This is a genomic window from Candidatus Liberibacter solanacearum CLso-ZC1, assembly GCF_000183665.1.
GTDB lineage: Bacteria > Pseudomonadota > Alphaproteobacteria > Rhizobiales > Rhizobiaceae > Liberibacter > Liberibacter solanacearum.
Window position 1 is genome coordinate 954,250 of sequence record NC_014774.1, and the last position, 13,175, is coordinate 967,424.

Below are 13,175 nucleotides of genomic sequence, written 5' to 3' on the forward strand. Positions count from 1 at the left end.
TTAATCTTTCAAGTTAGAAAAATTACTAAGGTTTAATTCTTTGTATAAAGGATGCCACCACCAACTATTGTCCAAATACCAATGTACGGTTTTATCTAATCCACTATCCTTGTTTTCTTGAGGATACCATCCTAATTCTTTTTTTATCTTAGAAAAATCAATAGCATAACGACGATCATGTCCAAGACGATCTTTTGTAAAAAGAACCAAATCAGAATGAGGATAAGGCTTTGGATGCAATACATCTAATAAATGACAAATCTGAAAGACGATATCAATGTTTTCCCTTTCATTATTGCCACCAATATTATATCTTTCCCCAATCCTTCCCTTGGTAAGAACTAAATATAATGCCCGTACATGATCTTCAACATACAACCAATCACGCACATTTTTCCCATCTCCATAAAGAAAAACATGCGACCCCTTTATCATTCTCGTAATAGCTAAAGGTATTAATTTTTCAGGGAACTGATATGGCCCATAATTATTAGAGCAATTAGATAATAAAATTGGAATGCCATACGTACATTGCCATGCAAGAGCTAAATAATCGGAAGAAGCTTTGGTCGCAGAATAAGGAGAAGACGGACAATACGGATTGTCTTCAGAAAACAATCCTTCATCCAAAGATCCATAAACTTCATCTGTTGAGACCTGCAAAAAACGAAAATGATCTTTTTTATATCCAGGCAAACATGACCACCATAATCTTGTTTCCTCTAACAACACAAAAGTACCCATAATATTAGTGGCAATAAATTCATCGGATCCCATAATAGAACGATCAACATGACTTTCTGCTGCAAGATTCATAATGGCATCTGGCTGGAATTCTTTTAAAGCTAAACGAATACTCTCCCGATCACAAATATCTGCTTGTAAAAATGAAAACAAGTCGCTTTGAGAAATTTGCTTTAGAGAATCTAAATTTCCCGCATAAGTCAATTTGTCTATGACCAAAACTTGTATCTTTAGATCATTTATTAAATATCGACACAATGCTGATCCAATAAAACCTGCGCCTCCAGTGACAATTATACGCATGACATATCCCTATCCATATCCAATGGAAGAAGAGGAAATCCATCATAAGTAAATGGACTATCTAATTGATTTAAAAACGGAAGATTCATGTCTTTATCTGATAAAGAAGGCGATACTTTTTCCAACAACGGCCATCTAATACCTATACTTTTATCTTGCCACAAAACACCAGAATCATGGGACGAAGAATAAAAATCTGTTACTTTGTAAATCACTTCTGTATTCGGCTCTAACGTCATAAACCCATGCGCGAATCCAATAGGGATATATATTTGCAAACCACTACTTGCGGAAATTTCCAAAGAAATCCAATTACCATAAGTGGGAGAATCTTTCCGTACATCCACAGCGACATCAAAAATTCGACCAGAAACACACCGAACAATTTTTGCTTGAGCATGAGGAGGTTTTTGAAAATGCAATCCTCTTATTGTGCCAGTATTCAAAGAAAATGAGTGATTATCTTGCACAAAGACATCTTTAAACCCATTTTTTTTAAAACAATTATCATTATAGGTTTCCGAAAACCAACCTCGATCATCTTCCAATATTTTCGTTTTTAAAATACGTACAGGATTAATAATTTTCATTACAATTCAAATATCCATTTTTTATATTAATGTATTAAATTATACCCTCAGACTGGTACATAAGAAAAGTTAATAATTGAAAAATAATATGAATAAACAAAAAATTTAAACACAATCATAATATTGTCCATAAAATAAAAAAAATGCAATTAATCGGACATTTAAAGAAAGTATTTACTTGAATTTTTTATCATTATTTTATTAGTACCGTATACTTTTTGAACCATAAAATTTGCATTCTATAAACTTTTCCTCAGAAGATATTAGGAAGATAAAACCAAAAAATTACAAAAAAAAATTGAGATGAATATAAATTTTAGCACTGGAAAAGTGGAAATGTACCAAATAAAAAAAATATAAAATTACTCTTTAACAAAATAAAATCACAAGTTTTTCGCTACTCCAAACCTGAACGTATCACTTTTGAAAATTTTGAACAACAATACAACAGTTGGTCGGCAACTTTTCATGATTTATCACCCGAATCAAAAAAAAATATCCTTGCAGACCTCCTGTTATGGAAAAAAAAACCTATTATATCTATCGTTATGCCCGTATATAAAGTCAAACAAGAATGGTTAAAAACGGCGATAGAATCTGTTCGAAACCAGATTTATCCTCATTGGGAATTATGCATTGCAGAGGACTGTGCTGGAAATGTCGACAATGTATTGCTGCTCAAAAAATATGCGAATATGGATCCACGTATTAAAGTGGTTTTTCGAACAACAACTGGGCATATTACCGCTAGTTCCAATAGTGCTTCTCAATTAGTAACAAGTGATTGGATTGCTCTTTTAGATCATGATGATATATTACATCCAACAGCACTATATTACGTTGCAGAAAGCATTAATGCCAATCCAAATGCTGAGCTCCTTTATTCCGATGAAGATAAGATAAATGAAAACAATACAATAAGATCTGATCCTTATTTCAAATATGATTTTAATATTGATCTTTTCTATGCGCACAATATGATTAGCCATCTAGGGGTTTATAAAACTACAACTTTTAGAAAAATAGGGGGATTTAGAAAAGGATTCGAAGGATCGCAAGATTATGATCTAGTATTAAGATTTTTACAACACATTGATCTTTCACAAATTATACACATACCACGTGTTCTTTATCACTGGCGTATCCATGATTCTAGTACAGCTAAAACAATAAATAATAAAAGTTATGCAACAGAAACGTCAAAACGTGCTTTAAATGATTATTTTAAACGCCATGGTATAAAAGCAAAAGCAAAATCTACTATTTATGGATTCTATACTAACTATCAACTTCCTAATCCTAAGCCTTTGATCAGTATTATTATCCCCGTTCACAATCAGTATGCTCCCCTAAAAAAATGTCTGGAAAATCTTTACCAAAAAACCTCTTATCGCAATTTTGAAGTAATTGTCGTTGATAATAACTCAACCGATTCCCATACATTGTCTTTTTTGCAAAAAATACAGAAAGATTATCAAAGGTTATCTGTCATAGTTGATAAAACCCAACCTTTTAATTTTTCACAAATAATGAATAATGCTGTACCACATGCCAAAGGCCAATATTTGTGTTTTCTTAATGACAGCACACAAGTCATTAACGATCACTGGCTATTGGAAATGCTAAAAATAGCAGCCCAACCAAAAGTTGGAGCCGTTGGCGCACGTCTATGGTATCTTACTCCTAGGATTTTTTTTAAAAAACCTAAAAAACGCCTACAACACGGTGGTATCATTATGGGTGTAGATGGAATCGCATCAAACAAGAATAAAAATCATACCGGATGCCACACTATTCCTAATTGTCAGTTTTTTGCAATGCACCTTATACATTCAGTAAGCGCCGTCACGAGCGCTTGCATGCTTGTAAGTAAAAAATGCTTTGTAGAGATCAACGGATTTGACGATAAAAACACACCAGTTGCGTTTAGTGATGTGGATTTCTGTTTAAGAGCTATAGAAGCTGGTTATCGAAATATTTTTACACCTTTTGCAGACTTATATCAATATAAATCGGCCACAAGAAAGTATGGTGCTCTAAATATAGAATTTAAACAAGTATGCCAATATATGACAAAACGTTGGGAAAAAATTATAAAAAATGATCCTTGTTATAATCCCAACCTCAACATATTATCTGAAGGAAATCATAACTTAGCATATCCACCTCGTCTTAAACATTTTTATAATCCTCAGAAAAATAAAACAAAAAATAAAAAAATAGAATTAAAAAAACTTTACTTATAACTCCGCAAAAAACGATGACATCCTTATAGGAATAAAACGACGTTACAGGACATAAGAATAAAAATAACATCGAAAAAATTTCTCTAATTAGAATTTTACAATGCACGTTATGCATTCTCAGTAAGCAGCGTCACGGGCTCTTGCATACTTGTAAGTAAAAAATTATTGACAGATGAGGTATCAATGAATTTAACGCCAAAAAATACCTGTTGTACTTAGTAATGTAAATCTATGAAAAATAGATAGAAAAGAAACTTATTTTTACAATGATGGAAATATCCAATAACGAATAAAAATTTATGGTATTTATTGGAGTTAAAAGTGGTTTTCTGATTTGAAACCAATATTTAAAAAATAAAAAATTCTTAGTTGAGCCAGTACAATATTTGATAGCAGAGCAATTTAACCTTTAAATTGACTGTAAAGATTTAGTTTTTCCACCTTATAAACCTCTTGTCGACTATCAATGCGTTTAATCTTTTAGAACAAACAACACTGAGAGAAATGAAGACAAAACTGCTTTAATGCACTGATACCCATCCACCGCTGTGTAGTGACTCGAAATATTTGGATGTTTTATGCCGATCTATATAACGATGAATGACGTATACGGAAATATGATATTAAAACAAAGAAAAGAAGAATTTTCTTTAAAAAAAACGCCCATATATAAAAAAATGGCATAAAAAGATCTTTTTTATAATTCAAGTCTAAGCATGTTTTATATAAAAAGATTATACCCTATTCTCCCTAAATTTTACAAAAAGTAGAGAAGAAATATAACATCTTTTATTGTTCATTGAACAATGCTTTTACAATTCTATTATGAGAGATTATCAATAACTTGTGAAACATACATCTTTTTGTATAAACCGTCGCTTTTTTGCTGCAATAAATTTTTCTGATCTCCTGTTTCGGAAACTCTTCCATTCTCTATAAAAACAATCTGATCAGCATCAGTAATTGTTGATACCCTATGAGCAATAACAATTGTAGTACGCCCTTTCATTAAACGCGCAAGAGCTTGACGAATAAGATTTTCAGCATGCGTATCCAAAGCACTAGTAGCCTCATCTAATAAAAGAATATGACCATTCCGTAACATAGCACGTGCAATCGCTATACGCTGTTTCTGCCCACCAGAAAGAGCGCTACCATTTTCACCAACCTGTGTATCATATCCTTGAGGCAAATTCATGATAAAGTCATGAGCGTTAGCAAATTTAGAAATTTCAATCATCTCTTCTTCCGTTGCCGTTGAACGCCCAACCATAATATTATATCGCACTGTATTGGAGAACAAGAAAACATCTTGACCAACATATGAAATTCGTTCTCGTAAAGAAGAAAAAGTTATGTCACGCACATTATGACCATCAATTTCAATTGATCCAGATGATGGATCATACATACGCATTAATAAATTAATGATCGTTGATTTTCCACTTCCTGAAGGACCAACCAAAGCAGTCATTTTCCCTGGATGAAAACATAGATTTATTCCCGAGAGGACAGGATGCTCCGGCTTATATGAAAAAGAAACATCCCGAAATACAATCTTCCCCTCTCCCACAGGCAAATCTATCGCGTTAGGACTTTCCTTAATGGTAATAGGATGATCAAGAATAGAAAACATACAGCGTACTCCAACCATCCCCCCCTCTAAAACAATACGAGTACGCGCAATACGCTTCGCTGGCTCGTATGCCATTAGCAAAGCTGTGATAAAAGACATAATTGTACCAGAATTGCTACTGCCTTGATGGGACATGAGAAAACCAGAAAAAAGGATTATCCCTGCTATAGATAATCCCGAAATAGTTTCCATGATAGGACTCGTCGCAGATTCTATTCTAGAAACACTATTCAAACGATTTTCAACTTCCTTGATCATATGACACATACGTTTACTCATAGATTCTTCCATTGCAAAAGATTTTACAACACGGATACCTATAATAGTCTCTTGAAGAACCTGAATAATATTTCCAATAGCAGCCATTCCCTGTTCCATAATACGGCGCACTTTTTTAACAAGAATACGAATTCCGAAAATACAAAGAGGGCCAATAATCAATGTAAATAAAGATAACGTCGACTCTTGCATAAACATCACGATTACCAATCCAAACAGTGATAATAAATCACGAACAAAAGACGTGATCAGGATATCGAGAACACTTCTTATAGCCTGCGTGGCATGGATAAACCGTACTTGTAATTCCGACGATTGATTATTGTCGTAAAAATCCATGCCATATTGGAGGAGGCGATGATAAATTTTTTTCTGTTGTTCCGCAATAATAGAGTTTCCCGCACAACTTAAATAGTAATTTTGCACAAAAGATGCGATACCCTTAATAAGAAATATTGCTGCCACCGTACTAGAGACAGTAACGATACGAAAGAAATCATTTTTAGAAACCATTGCATCCATAACATCACGCATAATCCATGCACTACATGATGTCATAAAAGAAACCGTTACCATCGCCAAAATAGAGAAAGAATACCATTTTGCATGCTTACGGACATTCTCCTTTATAAGGCGCGATAGTGTTTGTCTATCGGAAACAGATAATATTTTGTCTAACACAAAAAAAATTCCCCAGAATCAAAAAAATTTTCTACTCTATTACAACAACCATATCTTCGGAAACAACTTATCATATAAAAGATAAAATATAAATTTATTACACTACGTACATTATGGATTATCATACTGTAATAAAAATTCATTTTATACCATTAATTCTCATTTATTTTTATCCTTTAAGACAACACAAAGGACGGAATCCACTGAAACAATTTCTCTTATACTATCATTATTTTTAATCCATACATATAATAATAACAGTATCTTCATGAGTACATCATATGTCATAGAGATTAATTGGTGTCTTCGCAACGAATAACGTAAAAATAAATTATTTTGAAATTATAAATAATTGCACGTTCCTAATCATGCGCTCAATTGTTTTTAAATTTTTCATACTCATCCTAGTGATTAAGAGATATATTAGTAGTGTTACTGATTAATCGCATTCCTATTTGTAAAAAACCAAAAATATTCATCAAAAAACTGTTAGCCATCTTCTAATCAACAATGATATTTCATTGCATTTAATATTTTAAAATCAAAATATTTCTATATATAAAATATTCTATAATTATTATAATACATTATAATAATTATTATCCAGATTTGATAAATTATACTGACAAACTAGGTGTTAGGATTGCACATGCTCATACTCGCTACTCCAATAATTACAAAAAAAATAGATCTACTTTTTTGTTCTATAAATCAGAATCATAACCTTACTGGGGAGTAATAACTCAATAACGCGTTTTGTATCAAACTAAAAAGATTGAATTTATCTAATGTCCATTCATATTTTAACCGTCACATCTCCTTCTCATAAAGAAATCATATCTGTTCTTTCTGGTTATTTATCAGGGAAATGCGATATACTAGATTTAGCTCAATTTAATGATTCAAATACCAGAAAATTTTTTATGAGGGCAAGTTTTACCCTTAAAAAACATACTTGCATGAAAAATTTTCTTATAGATTTTCAACCAATCATCCAACAATTCTCATTGAAAATTTCTATTCGAAATGCAAAAGAACGTATGAAAACCCTCATATTGGTATCACGCTTTGATCATTGTCTCCATGATCTATTATATCAATGGAATGCCAGAACCCTTGCTATGGATATCGCCGGCATAGTATCTAATCATCCTATCCACCAGAAACTAGCTACAGATTATCAAATTCCATTCTATTATATTCCTATCACGAAACAAAATAAAATAAAATGTGAGGAAGAACTCATCAATATAATAGAAAAAAACAATGTAAAATTATTGATTTTAGCACGATATATGCAGATTCTTTCTGAAAAAATATGCCAAAAAATGTCGGGACGCATTATTAATATACATCACTCATTTTTACCATCTTTCAAAGGAGGTAATCCCTATAAACAAGCATATGAATATGGAGTCAAAATAATTGGAGCAACAGCTCATTACGTTACTCCCGCACTAGATGAAGGCCCTATTATCGAACAGGACGTCGTACACATTACACACGCACAAAATGTCAAAAATTATATTTCAATAGGAAGGAATATAGAGACAAAAGTATTATCCAATGCTGTAAATGCACATATCCAACATCGAGTCTTTATCAACGAAAGAAAAACTGTCGTCTTCCCTACCCAATCTAACGACTATGCTGAATGATAAAAACCATTTTTTAATCAATTTAAAATCACATCTTTCTCAGTAGAATCAATACATAACTTCTTCTTCTAATAATCTTCCGACAAAACCACTGATACTATTTATCAAACGATTACGTCGCATTCTTTCAACGCCAATAACAGATTTTACCATCCCTAAAGAATCTTCTAAATCATCATTGACAATGACATAATCATAATAATTCCATTGTTTGATTTCCAAATAAGCATTCTTCAATCGCAATTGAACCATTTCCTTTTCTTCCTGATTCTTTGTGGCACGCATAATCAAACGAGAACGCAATTCATGCATTGTCGGCGGCAAGATAAAGAACGAAACAATATCTGATTTCATATGTTTCCGAAGATGATGCGCTCCTTGCCAATCAATATCAAAAAGCATATCCCTTCCTTGAGATATAGCCCTCTCTATAGGATCACGTAAAGTACCATAAAAATTGCCATGTACTTCTGCCCATTCTATAAAGGCATGAGCCTTTTGCAATTCTTCAAACTTATTAAGCGTTAAAAAGTGGTAATCCTCCCCATCAACTTCATCTGGACGACGACTACGCGTTGTTACACTTATTGACATCTCAAAATTATGATCAGATTTGAGAATATGACGCGCTATAGTAGATTTTCCAACCCCAGAAGGGGAAGAAATAATCAACATAATTCCTCGATGATCAACAGTCATAGGCGAGAGATGATATCGATTCATAAAACACTCCATATTGGAATTATTTGCAAAGAAGAGTCATCTCCCCTTTGAACAATATTCTCATTTTTACAAATTAAAATCTATAAAAATAAAAAATTAGGCCATAAAAAATACCAGTATTAAAAAAATTATGTTCAATCGCAAAAGAAAAAACAGATATTCTTAATACCCATCAAAACTTTACAATATAAAGAACGCTTTGATCGTCAACCAATCATTGTATAAATATCATACAATACCATTGTGCATTACAAGATATTTCAACATATATTCATATGTTTTGCCGAATAAATAATAATAAATATGTATATATTATTATTTATTTTATAAAAAGTAATATAAAAACCAAATAAATAAATAATATTTCATAATTTGATAAATTAAAAAAATATTTATATTATAATTTAATATACTTTACTTTTTAATACATTGAAATTTACTTTTTGTTTTTTTTGTTTATTAAATAAACTGTATTACCATCCAGAAATAACAAGTAATTATGTTTTTTTAGATATAAATACTAATTTTAAAATAAAATAAATAGCAACAATACAAATATTACAAGTATTAATAACACAAATATTATAAGTATTAAAATAAAAAGGATTGCACCCATGAAAACAGTAAAATATTACATTCCTCTATTTTCTCTCTTAAGCATTGCATTATCTTCTTGCAACTCAACAGCAGAACCAGCACCACCACCACAGTCACTAATAAACCACTTCGCGGAGGCTGTGAAACACCAAGCGGATAAAAAAAATCCAAGACGCGGCAGACAAAATAAACAATGCAACGAAAAAATTACAACTATTATCTTCACCAGAATCTTCCTCTTCAACAGAAGACACTTCTATCACAGAAAATTCCTCTTCACCAGGATCTTCCTCTTCAACAGAAGACACTTCTATCAAAGCCGAAAAAACCGGTTTTACATCAAAAATAAAACGTACCGTCTCATCAACCCTCTCATCAATTAGTGGGAAGTTTCATTAATTGCAACGCTAAAATATTTACAATTAGAAGACCAAAATAAAAATTAAGGAATTATATACAGTGAAATTATCATTTCCAAAAGTAGCCTCAATATTCACGATGAGCATGTCATTATATTCTTGCGAATCCGCCTCTGACACAGCAAAGAAGAACAACATAAATCCTGTTCCTGCTGTTCCTGCTGTTGTTGCAAAATCTCCCGACAAAACAAAGGATATAAAGGATGTAGCAAAAGATTTTCTCCATATAGCAGCCGATAAAACAGTCGAAACACTCGCAGAGATTGTATCAGGAGAAGAAGATACAGAAGAAATAACCCCAGTTTAGCCCCAACGGCCATCGTAAGATGGCCAGAAAGAAACATAGTTATGAAAATTTTAAAATATAAAATTATCTTATTATCACTAATAAGCTTAACATTGGCTTCTTGCGGTTCAACAACTGATGAACCCTTAGCACCTACTAACCATCATATTAGTGTGGCAGAGGCTGCCGCCAAGGCAATAGCAGCTGCTAAAAAAATAGTTAAATGACCCCAGTTTATCCCCCAACGGCCATCGTAAGATGGCCAGAAAGAAACATAGTTATGAAAATTTCAAAATATAAAATTATCTTATTATCACTCATAAGCTTAACATTGGCTTCTTGCGGTTCAACAACTGATGTAGCACCCTTACCACCACCACCTACTAACCATCGTATTAGTGCGTTAGAGGCTGCCGCCAAGGCAATAGAATCTGCTAAAGAAGCTGCTCAAAAAGTAATTGATGATGCGATAGCGATAAGCAAACTCGTGGGCCGATAGATAAATCAATAACACAGACACAGACCACAGAAGTAACCATCAAAAAACTGATATTATGAAGGTTCTCGCAAATAATATCCTTTCATGTTTCAATTATAGTAAAAATTTTTTCTCAAAAAATTTATAAAATATATATTATAAGGACTATACGTATGAAAATTTCAAAATATAAAAACGCTCTTTTATCTCTTATCGGCATAGCACTCACTTCTTGCGGTTCCTCATCTGATAAAAATGATAATGATGACAATAAATTACCCCTTTTTAAGAAAATTCCTTTTGCTTACAATTTTAAACAAGCTGAGCAATCTTCCTCTTCTAACCAACCTCTATCACCTGGCAATACCAATCCAACCCCTTCTGAAGATCAATCCAAATCAGAAACCTCTTCTTCTTCACCTGATTCACCTGAAGAAAAATCCACACCATCTTCTTAACATCTTGCTATTCTTTCTTGAAAATAATGATGATTACTTAAGGCTTCGCTACATTGAATAGAATTATTAATTAGATGGAAAAATATTGAATATTTAAAATACACCGATACAAATTTCAAAAAACATTCTTTAACTTAGCATTTGTGGTAATTTCTTACACAAGTGCTAAGTCCAAAAGACCATACTTAAAAAAATGATCCCAATGTTTTCTAATGCAAAAGACAATGCAAGTAATGGATAACATATCTATAACTTATAATCCCAAAGATTTAAGTTTACGATGCAATGCCGAACGCTCCATCCCCACAAACTCTGCAGTACGAGAAATATTGCCACCAAATCTATTCATCTGGGTTGTTAAATAGTTTTTTTCAAAAACTTCTCTTGCCTCACGCAAAGACAAATTCATAATTTGCTGATTATGCACTATAGGAACTATCGGTAAAAATTGGCTAATATCGCCAGCCAACATATCAATCGTGATATCTAATTTAGGATCTTTATCACGCATAAAAAAAATAACTTTTTCCAAATAACTTTTTAATTCACGAACATTCCCTGGCCAATCGTAACTTTGCAAAATTGCCATAGCATCATCACTAATACGACGTGGATATACCTCTATGCGTCGACAAATTTGATATATTAAATGTTCTACTAGCAAAGGAATATCTTCTTTTCTTTCTACAAGCGACGGCACTAGAATTGGGACTACCGCCAAACGATAGTAAAGATCTTCTCTCAACAACTTCTTCACAATATAATTATACGGATTTACAGAAGTAGATGATATAATACGCACATCTAATGCAATACTTTTTTCCCCATTAACACGCTTAAACTTCTGTTGAATAATTGCACTCAGAATCTTGTCTTGTATGTCATGAGGAATATTCACAACTTCATTAATATAAATTGTTCCTTGATAAGCTTTTTCCAAACAACCAATTCTGTGCACTTTTCCCGCAGAATCTTCCATTCCAAATAAAACAGTTTCTATAACTTCAGAAGACATATGAGCAGCATCAAAAAAAACAAAAGAACCTTTAGATCTGCTCGACTTCTTATGAATAAGACGCGCTACAAGCTTTTTTCCAGAACCTGATAAACCAAAAATCATGACCCGACTATTGGTTGGAGATACGCGCTCTATTCTTTGACGTAACTGTGACATAGGCACAGATGTACCAATTAAATCTTCTTCTATTTCTTCAAAATCACAGGGCTTATGCACACGCATATTGTCCATTACTTTATCAATCATGCGATTAAATTGATTTATTTTGATAGGTTTATCTATAAAATCAAAAGCTCCACGCTTTATAGATGAAATAGACATATCACTATTCTCTTGATCAGATATCATCAATACCAGAATATCCGGATAAATTTCCTTCATCTTGTCTAAAAATGCTAAACTGTTTCCAAGATATCCTACCATTTGAATATCCAACAAAATAAATCTTGGCATATAGTACGCCATTTCTGCAAAAGCAGAATCCAAATTACACGAAATGTGAACGCCATATCCTCTTTCTTGCAACATGCTAGCAATCATATTGCTAATATCTTTTTCACTATTAACTATAAGTACATCAGATTTTAAAGGAATATTTTCCGCACCCATCAATCATACAATCCTTGTAATAAAACAGGAAAACAACAAACCATATCCTTTTATAAGAACGATTTAAAAGAATAGAAAATCAATCTTAAGAACACAACTTTTATTATACATAAAATCACATTTAAAATAATATTACAATTATAGAGGGAAATTTAACTTGTAACCAAAAAAAATCAGCAATCAAAATAGCATTTTTATAATTATAAAAACAATCAATATAGCCTATAAACCGTAAATTTGAGGCAAAATGATCTTTAACTGTGCATATATTTTTTTGCAATAAAAATAAACATGTGCTTATTCTTAAAAATTCAATTTCTATCCGAGTATAGATAATGCCTAATCACCCACTCTCAATAAAAATAAAACAATACCTAAAACATCCCATCAAATATTAAATCTAAAAACGCTTTTTAATGGTAGCAGAAAGCATATACCACTGCCGTATCA

At 32.2% G+C, this 13,175-nt stretch carries 12 protein-coding genes; 6 read left to right on the forward strand and 6 right to left on the reverse strand.

Annotated elements, in window-relative coordinates:
- Both rfbB and rfbC read right to left on the reverse strand, forming a co-directional pair.
- Positions 1 to 1,047 (reverse strand): dTDP-glucose 4,6-dehydratase, encoded by a 1,047-nt coding sequence (gene rfbB / locus CKC_RS04330; protein ID WP_013462311.1) that lies wholly within the window; start codon positions 1,045 to 1,047, stop codon positions 1 to 3.
- Positions 1,038 to 1,637: a dTDP-4-dehydrorhamnose 3,5-epimerase gene (gene rfbC, locus CKC_RS04335; RefSeq protein ID WP_013462312.1), complete on the reverse strand. Its 600-nt coding sequence runs from the start codon at positions 1,635 to 1,637 to the stop codon at positions 1,038 to 1,040. Before rfbC ends, rfbB begins: the two co-directional genes overlap by 10 nt.
- Before the next feature lie 548 nt (positions 1,638 to 2,185).
- Between rfbC and CKC_RS04340 the strand changes: the two genes are divergently transcribed.
- Complete coding sequence (locus tag CKC_RS04340; protein WP_013462313.1) at positions 2,186 to 3,883, forward strand: glycosyltransferase family 2 protein; 1,698 nt, start codon at positions 2,186 to 2,188, stop codon at positions 3,881 to 3,883.
- 823 nt (positions 3,884 to 4,706) lie between these two features.
- On the opposite strand, the gene CKC_RS04345 is transcribed toward CKC_RS04340, so the two are convergent.
- A complete protein-coding gene (locus tag CKC_RS04345; RefSeq protein ID WP_013462314.1) occupies positions 4,707 to 6,479 on the reverse strand; it encodes an ABC transporter ATP-binding protein in 1,773 nt (590 codons plus the stop codon).
- A gap of 788 nt (positions 6,480 to 7,267) precedes the next feature.
- Between CKC_RS04345 and purU the strand changes: the two genes are divergently transcribed.
- Positions 7,268 to 8,137, forward strand: coding sequence for a formyltetrahydrofolate deformylase (purU, locus tag CKC_RS04350; protein WP_013462315.1), 870 nt, complete (start codon positions 7,268 to 7,270; stop codon positions 8,135 to 8,137).
- Between the two features lie 48 nt (positions 8,138 to 8,185).
- Here the strand turns inward: purU and gmk are convergent, their stop codons facing one another.
- Entirely contained in the window at positions 8,186 to 8,860 is a 675-nt protein-coding gene (gmk, locus tag CKC_RS04355) for a guanylate kinase (protein ID WP_013462316.1), read from the reverse strand.
- Positions 8,861 to 9,491: 631 nt separating this feature from the next.
- Positions 9,492 to 9,683, reverse strand: a complete 192-nt coding sequence (locus tag CKC_RS06155) for a hypothetical protein (RefSeq protein WP_158304003.1) — start codon at positions 9,681 to 9,683, stop codon at positions 9,492 to 9,494.
- A 233-nt stretch (positions 9,684 to 9,916) separates the two neighbouring features.
- Between CKC_RS06155 and CKC_RS04365 the strand changes: the two genes are divergently transcribed.
- The 4 genes from CKC_RS04365 (at position 9,917) to CKC_RS04375 (ending at position 11,098) form a co-directional block, all read left to right on the forward strand.
- Positions 9,917 to 10,183 carry a hypothetical protein gene (locus CKC_RS04365; RefSeq protein WP_013462318.1) on the forward strand — a complete coding sequence of 89 codons (267 nt, stop codon included), beginning with the start codon at positions 9,917 to 9,919 and terminating at the stop codon, positions 10,181 to 10,183.
- 41 nt (positions 10,184 to 10,224) lie between these two features.
- Positions 10,225 to 10,389, forward strand: a complete 165-nt coding sequence (locus tag CKC_RS06160; RefSeq protein ID WP_013462319.1) for a hypothetical protein — start codon at positions 10,225 to 10,227, stop codon at positions 10,387 to 10,389.
- The gene (locus tag CKC_RS04370; RefSeq protein WP_013462320.1) at positions 10,386 to 10,661 is read left to right on the forward strand and encodes a hypothetical protein; all 276 of its coding nucleotides are present in this window, start codon (positions 10,386 to 10,388) and stop codon (positions 10,659 to 10,661) included. The genes CKC_RS06160 and CKC_RS04370 overlap by 4 nt, the downstream gene beginning before the upstream one ends.
- 152 nt (positions 10,662 to 10,813) lie before the next feature.
- The gene (locus CKC_RS04375) at positions 10,814 to 11,098 is read left to right on the forward strand and encodes a hypothetical protein (RefSeq protein ID WP_013462321.1); all 285 of its coding nucleotides are present in this window, start codon (positions 10,814 to 10,816) and stop codon (positions 11,096 to 11,098) included.
- A 253-nt stretch (positions 11,099 to 11,351) separates the two neighbouring features.
- Here CKC_RS04375 and CKC_RS04380 read toward each other — a convergent pair whose 3' ends face one another.
- Positions 11,352 to 12,725, reverse strand: a complete 1,374-nt coding sequence (locus tag CKC_RS04380; RefSeq protein ID WP_013462322.1) for a sigma-54-dependent transcriptional regulator — start codon at positions 12,723 to 12,725, stop codon at positions 11,352 to 11,354.
- Between the last annotated feature and the right edge of the window lie 450 nt (positions 12,726 to 13,175).